Genomic DNA, 15,454 nt, shown 5'->3' with positions numbered 1-15,454 from the left:
GCCGAAGAGACTACGATCGTCGACACGTCCAGACCGCGCTGTAAGGAGGAGCCACGTGCGCGAGCCGACCGCCTCCGCGCGGGGCGCCCGAGCGGGCTTCGCGACGGAGGACGTACGCCGCGCGAGCGCGCTCGCGGGCTCCGCCGCCGCGATGTTCGGCATCCTGGCGGCGCTCTGCTGGGTGTGGACGATCACCTCGCTGGCCGGAGTCGGTGCGGCCGCTTCGTGGTTGGTGCCCACCGGGTTCGCCGTGGTTCTCACCGCCGCGACCGCCGCCTTTGCCTCACTGTGGTGGATCCTGTCGGGGCTGTTCCGGCCCACCCGTTCCGCTCGACGGCGCGGCTGACCGACCTCAGGTTGAGCCTTCCTGCCCACCCCATGGGCTGGTGTGCCTGCGGCGAGAGTGCTGTGCGAGGCTCTCACGTGACTCTTTGAAAGGGCTGGTCATGACGCTCGGCATGGTTCTCGGCGACTTCCCCGCTCGCGCTTCGACGCGGGAGCGGTAGCCCTACCTGCCCTGACCCTCGCGCTCGTGCTGCGGCACGGCGGCTTCTCCTGCTCCTCGTCGAAGTGCTCTTCGTGTCCCTGCACGTTCGATCACGAGGAGTACGCCGTGTCCACGATCCACTGGACCGAGAACAACACCCCGCTCCGCGGTTTCCTGGACGGACTGACCGCGCACCTCCGATCGGGAGGTGAAGGATGGCTGGTCCTGTCCGACCTGGCCGAGCGTCTCGGACTCAGGACGCGTGGCAAACTCCTGGCGGCCATCGAGGCAGCGGAGCTGTCCGTAATGGACAAGATCGACACCAGCCCACGACATCCACGCGCCAGGGACAGCACTGATCCCCTCCACGCCGCCCGCAGCGCGGAGATCACGTCGCTGTGGCGGCTGACCAGTAACTGACCGTTCCGCGCCGTTACTCCGGGGAGGGTGACCCCGCGCCGTGCCCAGGGGTGCGCGCCGGACCGTTCGTGGTGGCTGGCGTCGCGGGGGTCGTCTGCCGCGGAGTCGGTGACCGCTTCTCCTGCTTCGGCTTCTTGGACTGCTGCGCATGCGGATTCGGCGTGTGCAGCCTCGGTGACCCTGATGGGTCCGCCGTCGGTGACCCATCCGACCCGGGCAGGTGCCCAGGCGGCCCCGGGTTCTGCGGGCCGTGCCCGGGCGGGATCGACGACCCGGCGTGGCTCCCCGTCTGCTTCGACCCCTCAGGCTCCGCCGTCGGCGTCGACGTCGGCGTTGTCGAGCGCTCACGTCCCGACTCGCCCGCCGGAGGCATACCGAGCAGCAGGGCGACCGCGGACGCCTGCACCGAGGAGAAGGTCCGATCCAGCCCTGCGCTGATCGCCCGGTCGACCTGCTCCGGCGTCACACCGAGCGCACCCATCAGCATCCCCTCCAAGCTGGCCGGCACCGCCCGCATCCGCACCGGCGGCAGGGTCGGCCCCCCAAGGCGGCTCGACACCGGACCTTGGAGCGACGAATCGGTGACACCGCTGATCCGCGCCAGGTAGGAGGCGACCTTCTCCTGGTCGGTCCCCCAGATGACGAACCTGCCCTCAGTTCCCGCGCTCGGGTACATCGCCCGGGTCGCGGGCTCCGAGACCCACGCGTGGGCAGCCGCTCCGGATGGGAACACGGCGACGCCGATCCGCTCCCTTCCGTAGGAGAAGATGACGGTGAGTTTCTCCGGGCCGACGTTGGCTTCGGCCAGCATCACCGACCCGTCCCAGTCCGTGCAGCGTGCCCGTAGCGTGCCGATCGGCGTACACATCAGATCACCTTCGGCAGCCAGCCGGCGGAAAGTGTCGCTGGCGAACGGCGAGCTCGCGCTCCGTAGCTCGGTCTGCGCAGTGGTGGGACCTGCCTGGTTGTTGCCCAGTTGGCCGAGGACGATTCCCCCGGCGGCCGCGACGGCCGCGACGACGATGACCAGCTTCGCCGGCACCCAGCGTCGCTCCTCCCGGTCGGCAGCGGGCACCGAGGGGGTATCCCCCGCGACTTCGAGGTCGGGGGCATCCGGTAGATGGGCACGGACCAGCGCCCGTGCTCGGTCCTGGTCGATTTCGGGCACGTAACGCTCGACGGCACCCACCGCGGACGCGAACGACTGATGCGGTGACAGTACGAGTACGGGCTCGCCGTTGACCTCCACGAGGACGGCGTCCGCACCGACGTCCTCCACGACGATGCGTGGGATCAACGGTCCGCTCCTCAGGACCTGTGCGCGCGGCGGGTCCGCCGGGCAGCGTCCGCGGCACGCTCCGCGACCCTGCGGGCTTCCTCGTCGCTCAACGCCTCGACGTGCCTGATCCGCACCGGCCCGTCTGGGGTGTCGACCTCCACCTCGTGCTGCAGGCCGCCCACCTCCGCGTTCGGCGTCGTGGGAACCTCCGCACGTGGGGCGGACTCGAGGCGTTGCGCCTCGAGCAGCATCCGCTGCAGCGTCTGCGCCCGCTGCTGTTCGGACTGACGGGTCGCCGACGACGGTCGCAGCGCGTCCGCGATGTCGCGACCGTCCGCGCTGACGGCGTCGTGGACAGGCGCGTCCCGATCGCTCAGCGCCCGCTCCAACCTCTCCCTGGCTTCCTTGAACGGAGTCACGTTCTCACCCCTTCGGGCCCCGGCAGGCCACTACCCGACGCCTGCGCCACCGGAGTAACGGTGCGTGGGGCCGTAACGTCACGTTCGGGGGACGGCATCGCGACGCGCAGAGCCCGCACCCCGCGGAGCTGGAGCTGTTTCACCGCGCCCTCGGACTTGCCCAGGACTACCGCACACTCGGGAACGGTCAACCCGACGAAGAACCGCAGGGTCACAACCTCACGCTGGGTGTCCGGAAGGCGGTTGACGGCGTCGGCCAACTCCCTGGCCTCCTCCGTCCGCCGCGCGATGTCGTCGGGACCATCACCGGGTACGGCGTCGGCGAGGGCGATCATGTCCGCCGTGAGGCGTTCGCGCCGCCGGCCGACCGCCCGCCAGTGGTCGGCGATCTGCCTGGTGGTGATGCGGTAGAGCCAGGCGGGGAAACCCGCACCCGAGGGACGGTAGGAGCCGATGCCACGTACGACGCGCATCCACACCTCGCTCGCCACGTCGTCCGACGCGGCATGCTCACCGAGCCGGTAGAAGGCAAGGCGCCACACCCGATCTGCGTGGAGGCGGTACAACTCCGCGAGCGCTTCGCTGTCACCGAGCGACGCCGCGACGGCAAGCGTCTCGACATCGCCACCACCCGGGCCCATCCCGGATCGGGACATCTTCCCCCCCAACCGTAAACCGGACAATCCGGCTCGAAATCGAACCAATACCCGCGCCACGATCGACGACTGGTCACCCTCGCGCGCCGATGCGTGACGGCACGCTGGTGGGGCCTCTCGTGTTGTCGGAGCAAACCCCGACATAGTACGCGCACGCCTCCCCACCCTCCCTCACATCGACGAGGAAACAGTGTCCGGACGGCACGTGACGAAAGCGTTTCGAGCGCCGTTACTCCATCCGGAAACCTCGGCCGGCCCGTGTGGGGGGAAGTTGCGTTGCTTGGTGTTGGCGTTCGCGTCCCTGGTCGGCCTTCTGGTCTGTGCGGGGGCAGCCTGGTGGGCCATGTGGCTGATGGGATCGGCAACTGGGTGGTGAGCCACCACCCAGCCACGCTGGCCCGCCCGGTCGTCCGACTGGCCCCCGTCACCGAACGCAGGCCCACGCTCACGGGACGCCGGGGCCGCGGGCGACCCTCCGCGTGCGCGATTCCGCAACCAGACAACGAGGACGGTCGCGTCACGTCACGTAATGCCGCGCCTGAGCCTCCCCGATCGGAACGTCCCTAGCGCCCCGAGCCACCGATCTCACCCTTCTGATTCTGCGATGTCCCTGGTGGAGAAGACCTGTGTCCAAGCGAAGTCCCGCACGTCCCAATGGGCGTCATCTGGCAGCCCACAAAGGCCCCAGACAGCGACGTCGTACGAGGCGTGGAGACAAACTCGCCGGGCTCGCCCGGCGCGGGGTCGCCGTGGCCGCACTCGCCGTCACGCTGTACTGGCATCGTTATTCGGAATTCACCGCTGCCACCGCCGTCTTCGTACTGGTCGGCGGCTTCTTGATGTTCATCCTTTTCACCGCGAGCCGTAACCAGTCATGGGATGACAAGCCAGTTCCGAAAGGCCGGGTCGTGGCCGCGGTGCCCGCCTACAACGAGGACCCCTTCACACTCCACGCGTGCATCAGAAGCCTCCTCGACCAGACGCATCCTGTCGACGCGATCTATGTCGTCGACGACGGCAGCACCACTCGGGCACCGGTCCTACGTGACCCCCGGGTGCACTGGAAGCGCACCACGAACGGCGGGAAGCGGCACGCCCAGGCGACCGGACTGCTGGCCGAGGAAGGGCGGGCCGACTTCATCGTCACCGTCGACAGCGACTCCGTCGTCGCACCCTATGGTGTGGAGAAACTGATGCGCGCCTTCTCCGATCCGCGGATCCAGGCCGCCGCCGGGCTGCCGGTGCTCCGCAACCGCACCAGGAACCTCATCACCCGACTCACCGACATGGAGATCGTCTACGGCTGCCTGACCCTCCGCCGCGCCCGCAGCGCACTGGGCGCGGTACTGCCCACGTCGGGTGCGTTCGCGGCGTACCGCGCCGAGATCTTCTTCGACAACATCCTTGACTACCTCTCCTCAGGCACCTACGGCGACGACCGGCGGCTCACCCACTACGCCCTCATGCGCGGGCGGGTGGTCAGCGTCGACGAGGCTGTGGTGGAGACCGACATGCCCACTACTCCACGAGCGGTGTTCACCCAGCGCACCCGGTGGTTCAAGGGCTCGTTCCGCTACATGCCGTGGGAGTTCCGCAACCTGCGGGGCGTGCCGATCGCCTTCCGGCTCTGGAACCTCAGCATGTTCCTCGCGTACCCCATCTTCATGTTCAACAGTGTCGCGGTGATGCCGCTGACCGGTCGGTCCGTCGACCTCACCCCCGTGCTGTACTGGCTCACTCTGCTCTACATCCAGTCGTTCACCTACGTCATCGGCCGCAAGGGCGTCCCACTGGCTGACCGCCTCCTCTCCTGGCTGTTCCTCACACCGCTTGTCTCGCTGTTTCAGAAGGCGCTGATCCGGCCAGCGATGTACTGGGCGACGACCCAGGTCCGTTCAGACTCCTGGGCCACTCGCGGAGCACCGATCGTGGTTGGTACGCCCGCGCTCCAATCCGTCACCCCGGCCGACCCGCGGTCACTGCACCTGGCGCCGGTCGACGCCGCCCGCCCAGCCGTCTGACTCGAGCGAGTCGTCCGCGCGGACTCGCGCCGGCGGCCGCCCGACCCACGTTCAGACTCAGTCCGCGACCGACCGAGTCCCCGAGCCCGTGGAATCGGCGGCCCGGACGTGGGAGCGAATGACCCGCTCGGACCGGACCAGGTGGCGCTCCAGCGCCGCCTGCGCCCCGTCCGCATCACCCGCGACGATCGCGTTGAAGATCTGCCGGTGCTCTCTGGCAATCGACCGAGAACTGAGCAGCCGATGGGTTTGTTTCAACACCATGCACATCTGGGCCTCGCCGATGATCGAGTCGTACATGCGCAACATTCTTGGGCTCCCCACACTTTCGACGAGGGCATGGTGAAACGCGATGTCGGAGCTCACGATCCCCTGCACGGACGTGCCCCTGACCGCGCTGTCGAACTCCCGCAGCGCCTGCTCGGCCCGCTCCGGTCGCTCGCCACTGGACGCGAGGAACGAGACCGCCCTGGTCTCGATCGCGAACCGACTGAAGTACAGATCGTGCACATCCTCCTCGGTGAGCCGTGGGACGTATGCCGGTCTGTTGGCCGACCGGCGAAGCAGTCCGCCGCTCACCAGACGATCGATCGCGGCCTTGGCAGTCGGACGCGCCACGCCGAACATGTCGGCGGTCGCCTGCTCGTAGAGCACCGTCGCTGGCTCGAGCTCTCCGGTGAGGATGCGCTCCCGGATCGCCGCACAGACCGCCTCGACGATCGACACCGGCCGGACGGCTTCTCTCATCGCCCCTCCCCCATTCGTCGAACGTCGCGGATTCTACCGGGGTGACGCCGCCACAACCCATACATGTCGCCGTCCCCTTGCGGACGTCAAACACCAGCCACAGCAGGCTGTTCGGCTCGCTCCTGCCACAGATCCCTTCCCTGCTTGAGGAGATGGCGGGAGTCGTGAGCGACGCCGATCCCGGCCGGCGCCGAAAGGGCACTAGCAGTGGCGATTGGCCGGAAGTTGTCATGCGTGCACTCACGCCTGACGCGAGTGCTTGACAGCTAACTGGCCCGAAACTAGCGTCCGCGACACCAGAAGGGTCGAGAACGACACCGGTGCGATCGACAGCAGTCGTTCGACAACTCCACCAGCCACCGGCAGGTCGACCGGCCCACGGGGTGAAAGCCGGCAGCGCGCGCCGTCAGCGGCGGCCACGGCGTCGGCACGAGAGCTTGTGTGACGCAGCCAGTGCTCCGATTCGCAAACCTGTTCTCCGTATGACCAGACAGCACTGTGCTGCCTGACACCAACTCCGCCCGCGGACGTGGTCCGAAACAAGCTCACCCCTGCCCGCAGTTCGGGAGAGCCGAAGGAGTCAGGACGTGACCGAGAACCAGATTGCCGGCCGATCACTGAGTCGGCGGCGCTTCATGGAAGCAAGTGCCATTGGCGTCCTCGCATTGGCCTCCGGCACGGCGTGCGACGCGCTTTCCACGCAGCCGAAGCAGAAGGGAGCGGCCGGTGACTCGCCCGGACAAGTCGGCGCGAAAGAGGCTCCTACACTGAAATCCCGTGTAGACAAGGGGGAAATTCCACCGTTGAAGGACCGCCTGCCGGTCAGTCCGCTCGTGGTCAAGCCTGTCGAGTCCGCCGGAGATTATGGCGGTGCCTGGCGGATGGGAATTACCGGAGGGTCCGGATCACTCTCGCAGTTGAATCGGTTCCAGGGTTACGAAGGCCTGGTCCGATGGACGCCGGACTGGTCACCAAGCCCCATTCCCAACGTCGCCGAGGCCTTCGAGATCGGCGGTGGCGGAAGGTCGTACACCTTCAAGCTGCGAAAGGGAATGAAGTGGTCGGACGGGAAACCCTTCACGGCTGATGACATCCTGTTCTGGTACGAGGATGTCGTCCGCAACACCGAGATCACGCCGGTGCCCCCGTCCTGGATGGTCGTCGGAGGCAAACTCGGGACCGTGACGAAGGTCGACGACCTCAGCGTCAGATTCGACTTCACCCAGCCACATGGTCTCTTCCTGGCACAACTCGCGCAGCCGGGCGCGGACGCACCGGTGCGCTATGCGAAGCACTACCTGAGTCAGTTCCACAAGAAGTACAACGACCGGATCGATGATCTGGTGAAGGAGAACAACCTCTCCGACTGGGTCCAGCTCTTCCAGAACAAGGGCGGCTCCGACGAGGACAGCGTCCGTTACGGCATCAAGAGTCAGCCGCTCCTGCATCCGTGGATCTTCACCTCACCACCACGAGGGGGTTCCTCCCACGCGATCGCCGAGCGGAACCCCTACTACTGGAAGGTCGATCCACAGGGCCGCCAGCTGCCCTACCTCGACCGGGTCGAGTACAACTTCCTCCAGGGCGACAACACCAACACGCTCACGCTCATGGTTCTCGGTGGCGAGATCGACATGGAGGACCAGTTCTTCGCCACCCCCGAGAACAAGTCGGTCATCGCCGACGGCATGGAGAAGGGCGACTACCGGCTCTACGCGACGAGTCCCACCGAGGCGAACGAAGCCGTCATCCAGCTGAACCTCACCCACAAGGATCCGGTCAAACGTCAGATCTTCCAGAACAAGGACTTTCGAATCGGCCTGTCCCACGCGCTGGACCGGCAGGAGATCATCGACCTCGTCCTGCTGCGCCAGGGCAAGCCCTGGCAGGCGGCACCAAGGCCGGAGTCTGAGTACTACAACGAGCGGTTGGCCACGCAGTACACGGAGTACGACGTCGCGAAGGCCAACCAGCACCTCGACAAGGCGGGCTTCACCGAGCGCGACGGTGGCGGCTTCCGCACCGGCCCCGACGGGAAACGCATATCGATCGGCATCGACCTCGACAGCGGTCGCCCCATCTTCGTCGACATGGTGCAGATGGTGAAGGACTACTGGGAAGCAGTGGGCATCCACGTCAGCATCACCTCGATGGAACGGTCGCTGTGGGAGGAGCGGGTCCGCGACAACGCCGACTTCGACGCGACCATCCACCGCTTCGGTGGCGGCAGTGGAGAGGCGGTCGTCCTCGACCCGAGGTACTACTTCCCCTCCAGCGGAAACTCGATGTACGCCGCCGCCTGGCAGGCGTGGTACAACGACCTGTCCGGCGAGGACGCCAGTGCCGGCGTGGAGAAGCCGCCGGCCGCCGCGCAGCGGCAGATGACGTTGTACCGGCAACTCCTCCTCACTCCAGACGCCGCCCAGCGCAAGGACCTGATGGCACAGATCCTCCAGATCGCCGCCGAGGAGTTCTACGTCATCGGCATCAGTCTCCAGGCGAACGGTTACGGAGTTGTCCGGAACAACTTCCACAACGTGCCGAAGACGATGCCGGCCTCCTACATCTATCCGAATCCCGCTCCCAGCAATCCGGAGCAGTTCTTCATCCGTACCTGACGTCTCACCCGCCCAACAGATTGGATCGGCATGACCGACACTTCCACAGACCAGCGAACCCCTGGAGACGTGGCCGAGGGCAAGTGGTTCGGACGCGTGATGCGGTGGGGCCAACTGACCCTCGTCGAGAACGACCCGCAGGAATACGATCCGGACTTCTGGCTCGACTACTTCGAGCGGGCCAAGTGCGACGCCGTGTGTCTGAGCGCGGGCGGCTACATCGCCTACTACCCCACCGAGGTTCCGCTGCATCATCGCAGCGCCTGGATGAAGGACGACGATCCTCTCGGCAAGCTCGTGAACGGTTGCCGGGAGCGCGGAATGGCCGTCCTGGCACGCACCGACCCGCACGCCGTCCACCAGCCTGTCTTCGATCTGCATCCCGAGTGGATCGCGGTCGACTCCGACGGCAACCACCGTCGGCACTGGGCCATGTCCGGAGCCTGGGTGACCTGTGCGCTCGGACCGTACAACTTCGACTACATGACCGAGGTCAACCTCGAGATCATGGCGCGCTACAACGTCGACGGGATCTTCAGCAACCGATGGACCGGCTCGGGCATGTGCTACTGCGAGCACTGCCGGTCGGCCTTCCGCGAGGCGACCGGCTTGGAGCTTCCGCGGACGAGCGATCCGCGCGACCCCGCCCGCCGGGAGTACATCCTCTGGCGCCAGAACCGACTCTTCGAGCTGTGCGAGAAGTGGGACACCTCGATTCGACAGGTGAGTCCGGACTCCCGGTTCGTGCCCAACTCCGGGGGCGGCAGCCTGAGCGACCTGGACATGAGCATCTTCGGACAGGTGGCGGAGACGGCGTTCGCCGACCGGCAGGGACGCTCCGGGACCGTCGTCCCGTGGGCGGCGGGCAAGAACGCCAAGGAATACCGCGCGACCATGAGGGACAAGGCCGTCGGCGGCATCTTCAGCGTCGGGATCGAGGGATCCCATCGTTGGAAGGACTCCACCCAAAGCGCCGCGGAGATCAGGGTCTGGGTCGCCGACAGCATCGCCAACGGGATGCGCCCGTGGTTCACGAAGTTCGGCGGCGTCCTGCACGACCGCCGCTGGCTCGGAGTCGTCGAGGAGATCTATCAGTGGCACCACCGCTGGGAGCGCTACTTCCGTACCCAGGAGCCGCTGGCGAGGGTCGCGGTCGTCTACTCCCAGCAGACCGCGAAGTTCTACGGTGGCCCGGCAGCGGCGGACCGGGTGGAGAACCACGTCCTGGGGATGTACCACGCCCTCGTCGAGGCACGGATCCCGTTCGAGATGGTGCATGACCGGCTGCTGACCCCGGAGGTCCTCGGCCGGTTCAAGACGCTCGTCCTCCCCAACACCGCGGCCCTGTCGGAGGAGCAGTGCGAGCAGATCCGCGGGTTCGTCGCCGCCGGCGGTGGCGTCGTGGCGACCCACGAGACGTCGCTGTACGACGAGTGGGGCGCGCGTCGTGACCGCTTCGGACTCGAGGACCTCCTTGGTGTCCGTCCGACCGGCGGTGTCGACGAGGACGTCAAGAACTCCTATCTCCTGCTGGCGGAGGACGCACACACCGGCCGGCGGCACGCCGTTCTGGACGGCCTTGAGCAGGCCACCCGGATCATCAACGGCGTGCGCAGGGTGAACGTCGAGCCCATCGACACGTCCCTGCCGGCCGCGTTGACAGTGGTGCCCTCCTACCCCGACCTCCCCATGGAGGAGGTCTACCCGCGGCAGACCGGCGCGAACGAGCAGGGCGTGTATCTGCGGGAGGTCGGTGCGGGCCGGGTCGCCTACTTCCCCTGGGACGTCGACCGCACCTTCTGGGAGGTCCTCGATCCCGACCACGGGCGCCTGCTGCGAAACGCCGTCGCCTGGACGACCGACGAGCCGAGCCCCGTGGAGGTGACTGGACCTGGCCTGCTCGACGTGACCGTGTGGCGCCAGCCGGACTCACTGACGGTGCATCTGGTCAACCTCACCAACCCGATGGCGATGCGCGGACCCTTCCGGGAGCTCCTCCCGGTGGGTGAACAGCATGTGCGCGTGCGACTTCCGGAGCAGGTACGCGTGACCCGGGCCCGTCTGCTGCGCGGGGACGTGCCCGTCCAGGCGCGGATCCTCGACGGGACCGCCGTGATCGCCGTTCCGGGGATCACCGACCACGAGGTGATTGCGATCGACCTGGAGACGGTCGCGGGCGCAGCGGGCAACCGGGGGCGCTGATGTTCACCTTCATGGTGCGACGGCTGGCCTACATGGTGCCGACGTTGTTCCTGATCTCGGTCGTGTCCTTCGCGATCATCCAGCTTCCACCCGGTGACTATCTGACCACCCTGGCGGCGCAGCTGTCCGCCCAGGGGCAGAGCCTGAGCCAGGCACAGCTGGCGGCCCTGCAACAGCGTTACGGGCTTGGCGAACCGTTGTTCGTGCAGTACGGCAAATGGATCTGGGCCATCATCGCCCACCTCGACTTCGGCCAGTCCTTCGAATGGAACCGGCCGGTGATGAGCCTGGTCCAGGAGCGGCTGCCGATGACGATCGTGCTCGCGGGGGCGACCCTGATCTTCACCTGGATCGTCGCGTTCCCGGTCGGCATCTACTCCGCCGTCCGGCAGTACTCCGTCGGCGACTACGTGGCGACGAGCATCACCTTCCTCGGGCTCGCGGTGCCGCACTTCCTGATCGCGCTCGTACTCATGTACATCGGCTTCAAGTACTTCGGACAGAGTGTCAGTGGCCTGTTCTCACCGCAGTTTCGCCAGGCCGAGTGGAATCTCGGCAAGGTGATCGACCTCCTCGCACACCTGTGGGTGCCGGTCGTGGTGCTGGGCGCCGCCAGTTCGGCCGGACTTCTGCGCGTCCTGAGAGCGAACCTCCTGGACGAGCTGCACATGCCCTACGTCGTGGCCGCCCGGGCGCGTGGCATCCCCGAGCGCACGCTGTTGCTGATGTATCCGCTCCGGGTGGCGCTGAACCCCTTCATCTCCACGGTGGGATGGGTTCTGCCCACGCTGGTGTCGGGCGAGGTCATCGTCGCGCAGGTCCTGTCGCTGCCGACGACCGGCCCACTGCTCCTCGGCTCGTTGCAGAGCCAGGACATGTATCTCGCCGGCTCGCTGATCCTCATCGTGTCGGTGCTGACCGTGATCGGGACCTTCATATCCGACATCTTGCTGGCCTGGCTGGATCCGCGGGTCCGCCTTCGTTACCGGTAACGCGGGAGCGTGACGCAGATGGCACAGAGCCTGTCGACGAACGTGCCCGAGCCGGCCGCGCCGGAGAACGCCGCGGATCCGGAATCGGGCGAGACCACCTCGAGCGCCAACCAGTGGCGACTGGTCTGGCGCGCCTTCCTCAAGCATCGACTCGCCGTGGTCGGCCTTCTCGTCACGGCGGTGATCTACCTGATCGCGGCGTTCGCGGAGATTCTCGCTCCGTACTCGGCGACGCGGTTCGACGCCGACTACGCGTACGCCCCGCCGCAACGCGTCCACGTCCTGGACACGTCGCAGGGAGACTGGGACTGGGGTCTGTACGTCCACGGCTACAAGACCTCGATGGACCCGGTCCGGCTCAAGGTCACCTACGAGGTCGACGCCTCGACGAAGATTCCCCTGCGGTTGTTCGACCGCGGATCGGACTCCTACCGGTTCCTGGGCCTGTTCCAGACCAACGTGCACGTGATCGGTCCGGTCGACACCGCCCAGCCGATGTATCTCCTCGGCGCCGACCGCAACGGCCGGGACCTGCTCTCACGCCTCATCCACGGCACCCGGGTGTCGATGTCGATCGGACTGATCGGCGTCGCACTGGCGTTCGTGTTGGGCGTGAGCCTGGGCGGCGTGTCGGGCTTCTTCGGCGGCCGGACCGACACCCTGATCCAACGGTTGGTGGAGTTCTTCATGTCGGTGCCGACCCTGCCGCTGTGGATGGGGCTGGCGGCCGCCCTGCCCTCGGGCTGGGGTCCGTTGAAACGCTACTTCGCGATCACCGTGATCCTGGCGATCCTGGCCTGGACCAGCCTCGCGCGGGTCACTCGTGGCAGGTTCCTGTCGTTACGCGAGGAGCAGTTCGTCTCGGCCGCGCAACTGGACGGAAACCGCGCACCGCGGCTCATCTTCCGGCACATGTTGCCGTCGTTCACGAGCTACCTGATCGCGTCACTGACCCTCTCGATCCCAGGGATGATCCTGGCGGAGACCTCGCTGAGCTTCCTCGGGCTGGGACTCCAGGCACCGGTCGTGAGCTGGGGCGTGCTGCTGCAGGAGGCACAGAACGTCCGCGTCGTCGCGACGGCCCCCTGGTTGATGATCCCGGGCGTCGCCGTCGTGGTCGCCGTCCTGGCCCTGAACTTCGTCGGGGACGGCCTGCGTGACGCCGCGGACCCCTACAAACGTTGATCCGTCGCTCTTCGTACAGATTGGAAGGTCCGGATGGCGTCCATACAGGAGCCGCTCCTACGTGTCGAAGATCTCAAGACGCACTTCTTCCTTGACGAGGGTGTGGTCCGCGCCGTGGACGGAGTCACCTTCACGGTGCCCCGAGGCAAGACCGTCTGTGTCGTGGGTGAGTCCGGCTGCGGCAAGAGCATCACGGCCCGCTCCGTCCTCGGTCTGGTGGAGTCGCCCGGGCGGGTGGTGTCGGGGCACGTGTGGTGGAATCCCGCCCGGCTCGACGCGCCGGCGGGGGCGGGCGCGCCTGCCGAGGCGGGCCCGCCGGCAGTGCGGTCGGCAGTGCCGTCGGCAGCGGAGCCGGCAGCCGGGCCGACGACCAGGAGGCGTCGCGGCCGCCCACCTCGCGACGATGACCCGAGCGGGGGTTCGGGACCTGTCGATCTGGCCGCGCTGGACAGCCGGGGTGAGGACCTGCGTCGTATCCGGGGGAACGACATCTCGATGGTGTTCCAGGAGCCGATGGCGTCGCTGTCGCCCATGTACACCGTGGCCCACCAGCTGACCCAGGCCATCCGCGTCCACGAGCGGGCGGACCGGCAGGAGGCGTTCGAGCGGGGTGTGAGCCTGCTGTCCAGGGTCGGCATCCCACGCCCCGAGCAGCGCATGGACTCCTACCCGTTCCAGCTGTCCGGCGGTATGTGTCAACGTGTGATGATCGCCATCGCGATCGCCTGCGGCCCGAGCCTGCTCATCGCGGACGAACCCACGACCGCCCTCGACGTCACCACCCAGGCACGCATCATCGACCTGCTCCGAGACCTGCAGCGGGCGACCGGGATGTCCATGCTCTTCATCACCCACGACCTCGGCGTGGTCGCGGAGGTGGCCGACGAGGTGGTCGTGATGTACCTCGGGACGGTCGTCGAGCAGGGCGGCGTCGACGAGATCTTCCACGACCCGAAGCATCCGTACACGCGCGCGTTGCTCGCCTCCATCCCGACCATGGGAGCGGGCGCGCGGCGCCGACCGACCTCCATCCGCGGCCAGGTGCCGCATCCGCTCCGCCGGCCCAAGGGGTGCCCGTTCCATCCGCGCTGCGACTCGGCCATCCCCGGCCTGTGCGACACCGTCGCCCCGCCGACCGTGGATCTGGGCGACGGACGCCGCGCCCGCTGCGTGCTCTACGACCCGAAGCTGGTCGCCGAGCACACCCGGCCGGCACCTGGTGACCGAACCTCCGACGACGGGAGCCAGCCATGACCATCACTCCCACCACGCCCGCCGCGCCCGAGGGTCGCACGGACGACCACGACATCCTGCTCCGTACCGAGAACCTGTCGATGGACTTTCCGATCCGAGGACACGGCCTGTTCGCCCGCACCAAGGGTCATGTGCACGCCGTGAACGGGGTGGACCTGGCGGTCCGGACGGGAGAGGTGCTCGGACTCGTCGGGGAGTCCGGGTGCGGCAAGACGACTCTCGGCCGCTGCATCGCCGGCGCCGAGCGACCGACCGGCGGCCATGTCTACTACCGGGAGACGACCGATCGGGTCGTGGACCTCGTGACGCTCGGTGCGTCGGCCCTGCGCCGCTACCAGAGTGAGGTCAGGGTCGTCTTCCAGGATCCGTTCTCGTCCCTGAACCCACGGATGACGATCGGCCAGATCGTCGGCGACCCGCTGAAGGCCCGGCACATCGCGAAGGGGTCCGAACTCGAGGACCGCGTCGCCGAGACGCTCCGCCGGGTCGGCCTGTCGCCGGGACACATGCACCGCTATCCGCACGCGTTCTCGGGTGGGGAACGCCAGCGCGTCAACATCGCGCGGGCGCTGATCCTCAACCCGCGCTTGGTGATCGCCGACGAGGCCGTCTCGGCTCTCGACGTCTCCGTCCGGGCCCAGATCCTCAACCTGCTGCGCGACCTGCAGGACGAACTCCAGCTGACCTACATCTTCATCTCCCACGACCTGTCCGTGGTGGAGAGCATCTCCAACCGCGTCGCGGTGATGTACCTCGGACGGATCGTGGAGGTCGCCGACACCGACGAGATCTACTCCAGCCCGCGGCACCCCTACACCGAGGCGCTCCTGTCGGCGGTGCCGCGACCGGATCCCAGGCTGCGTGACGCGGGACGTCAGATCAGGCTGTCCGACGACTTCCCCGACCCGTCCAATCCCCCACCCGGCTGCTTCTTCCACACCCGCTGCCACTACGGCGACGGCACCCGCTGCCAGACCGACCATCCCGACCTGCGTTCCGTCACCCACGACCACGACGCCGCCTGTCACCACAGCGAGGATCTCGAACTCGCCGGCGTCACGACGACCGGACGGCGACCGGCGAACACGACCTGAAGTCCGTCCGGGTCGCCTTGACGCCCGCGCCCTCACCGACGTCCGAAAGGAGAGTGTCATGAACCGTTGACACCTCTCGG

General features: G+C 67.5%; 13 protein-coding genes. 9 read left to right on the top strand and 4 right to left on the bottom strand.

What is annotated here, in order from left to right:
- The first annotated feature begins 55 nt into the window (after positions 1-55).
- On the top strand, positions 56-346 hold the full coding sequence (locus tag HEB94_RS29160; RefSeq protein ID WP_192752846.1) for a hypothetical protein: 291 nt from the start codon (positions 56-58) through the stop codon (positions 344-346).
- 267 nt (positions 347-613) lie between these two features.
- Positions 614-907 (top strand): hypothetical protein, encoded by a 294-nt coding sequence (locus HEB94_RS29155; RefSeq protein ID WP_202896616.1) that lies wholly within the window; start codon positions 614-616, stop codon positions 905-907.
- A 13-nt stretch (positions 908-920) separates the two neighbouring features.
- Here the strand turns inward: HEB94_RS29155 and HEB94_RS29150 are convergent, their stop codons facing one another.
- The 3 genes from HEB94_RS29150 to HEB94_RS29140 are packed head-to-tail and all read right to left on the bottom strand — an operon-like array spanning position 921 to position 3,261.
- The gene (locus tag HEB94_RS29150) at positions 921-2,204 is read right to left on the bottom strand and encodes a hypothetical protein (RefSeq protein ID WP_192752845.1); all 1,284 of its coding nucleotides are present in this window, start codon (positions 2,202-2,204) and stop codon (positions 921-923) included.
- Positions 2,205-2,215: 11 nt separating this feature from the next.
- Entirely contained in the window at positions 2,216-2,605 is a 390-nt protein-coding gene (locus tag HEB94_RS29145) for a hypothetical protein (RefSeq protein WP_192752844.1), read from the bottom strand.
- On the bottom strand, positions 2,602-3,261 hold the full coding sequence (locus tag HEB94_RS29140; protein WP_192752843.1) for an RNA polymerase sigma factor: 660 nt from the start codon (positions 3,259-3,261) through the stop codon (positions 2,602-2,604). Before HEB94_RS29140 ends, HEB94_RS29145 begins: the two co-directional genes overlap by 4 nt.
- 749 nt (positions 3,262-4,010) lie before the next feature.
- On the opposite strand from HEB94_RS29140, the gene HEB94_RS29135 reads away from it, so the two are divergent.
- Positions 4,011-5,282, top strand: coding sequence for a glycosyltransferase (locus HEB94_RS29135; RefSeq protein WP_192752842.1), 1,272 nt, complete (start codon positions 4,011-4,013; stop codon positions 5,280-5,282).
- Positions 5,283-5,339: 57 nt separating this feature from the next.
- Here the strand turns inward: HEB94_RS29135 and HEB94_RS29130 are convergent, their stop codons facing one another.
- Positions 5,340-6,029 carry a GntR family transcriptional regulator gene (locus HEB94_RS29130; RefSeq protein WP_192752841.1) on the bottom strand — a complete coding sequence of 230 codons (690 nt, stop codon included), beginning with the start codon at positions 6,027-6,029 and terminating at the stop codon, positions 5,340-5,342.
- A 917-nt stretch (positions 6,030-6,946) separates the two neighbouring features.
- On the opposite strand from HEB94_RS29130, the gene HEB94_RS29125 reads away from it, so the two are divergent.
- Genes HEB94_RS29125 through HEB94_RS29100 form a run of 6 tightly spaced genes read left to right on the top strand, consistent with a single transcriptional unit; the run spans position 6,947 to position 15,374 of the window.
- The gene (locus HEB94_RS29125; RefSeq protein ID WP_192752840.1) at positions 6,947-8,647 is read left to right on the top strand and encodes an ABC transporter substrate-binding protein; all 1,701 of its coding nucleotides are present in this window, start codon (positions 6,947-6,949) and stop codon (positions 8,645-8,647) included.
- A gap of 30 nt (positions 8,648-8,677) precedes the next feature.
- Positions 8,678-10,849, top strand: coding sequence for an alpha-amylase family protein (locus tag HEB94_RS29120; protein ID WP_202896615.1), 2,172 nt, complete (start codon positions 8,678-8,680; stop codon positions 10,847-10,849).
- A gap of 11 nt (positions 10,850-10,860) precedes the next feature.
- Positions 10,861-11,841, top strand: a complete 981-nt coding sequence (locus HEB94_RS29115; protein WP_238361665.1) for an ABC transporter permease — start codon at positions 10,861-10,863, stop codon at positions 11,839-11,841.
- 18 nt (positions 11,842-11,859) lie between these two features.
- On the top strand, positions 11,860-13,026 hold the full coding sequence (locus HEB94_RS29110; protein ID WP_192752838.1) for an ABC transporter permease: 1,167 nt from the start codon (positions 11,860-11,862) through the stop codon (positions 13,024-13,026).
- Positions 13,027-13,059: 33 nt separating this feature from the next.
- Positions 13,060-14,280 carry an ABC transporter ATP-binding protein gene (locus tag HEB94_RS29105; RefSeq protein ID WP_192752837.1) on the top strand — a complete coding sequence of 407 codons (1,221 nt, stop codon included), beginning with the start codon at positions 13,060-13,062 and terminating at the stop codon, positions 14,278-14,280.
- Positions 14,277-15,374, top strand: a complete 1,098-nt coding sequence (locus HEB94_RS29100) for an ABC transporter ATP-binding protein (protein ID WP_192752836.1) — start codon at positions 14,277-14,279, stop codon at positions 15,372-15,374. The genes HEB94_RS29105 and HEB94_RS29100 overlap by 4 nt, the downstream gene beginning before the upstream one ends.
- Positions 15,375-15,454: the final 80 nt, after the last annotated feature.

Source organism: Actinopolymorpha pittospori (genome assembly GCF_014873875.1).
GTDB classification, from domain to species: domain Bacteria; phylum Actinomycetota; class Actinomycetes; order Propionibacteriales; family Actinopolymorphaceae; genus Actinopolymorpha; species Actinopolymorpha pittospori.
Note: the sequence above shows the minus strand (reverse complement) of the source record. Positions and strands in the feature narration are given on the sequence as shown.

What these genes read in the sequence shown, in the direction of transcription:
- HEB94_RS29115 (WP_238361665.1), top strand. Translation starts at nt 10,861, where the DNA reads ATGGTGCGACGGCTGGCCTACATGGTGCCGACGTTGTTCCTGATCTCG.
- HEB94_RS29110 (WP_192752838.1), top strand. Translation starts at nt 11,860, where the DNA reads ATGGCACAGAGCCTGTCGACGAACGTGCCCGAGCCGGCCGCGCCGGAG.
- HEB94_RS29120 (WP_202896615.1), top strand. Translation starts at nt 8,678, where the DNA reads ATGACCGACACTTCCACAGACCAGCGAACCCCTGGAGACGTGGCCGAG.
- HEB94_RS29140 (WP_192752843.1), bottom strand. Translation starts at nt 3,261, where the DNA reads ATGTCCCGATCCGGGATGGGCCCGGGTGGTGGCGATGTCGAGACGCTT.
- HEB94_RS29130 (WP_192752841.1), bottom strand. Translation starts at nt 6,029, where the DNA reads ATGAGAGAAGCCGTCCGGCCGGTGTCGATCGTCGAGGCGGTCTGTGCG.
- HEB94_RS29105 (WP_192752837.1), top strand. Translation starts at nt 13,060, where the DNA reads ATGGCGTCCATACAGGAGCCGCTCCTACGTGTCGAAGATCTCAAGACG.
- HEB94_RS29100 (WP_192752836.1), top strand. Translation starts at nt 14,277, where the DNA reads ATGACCATCACTCCCACCACGCCCGCCGCGCCCGAGGGTCGCACGGAC.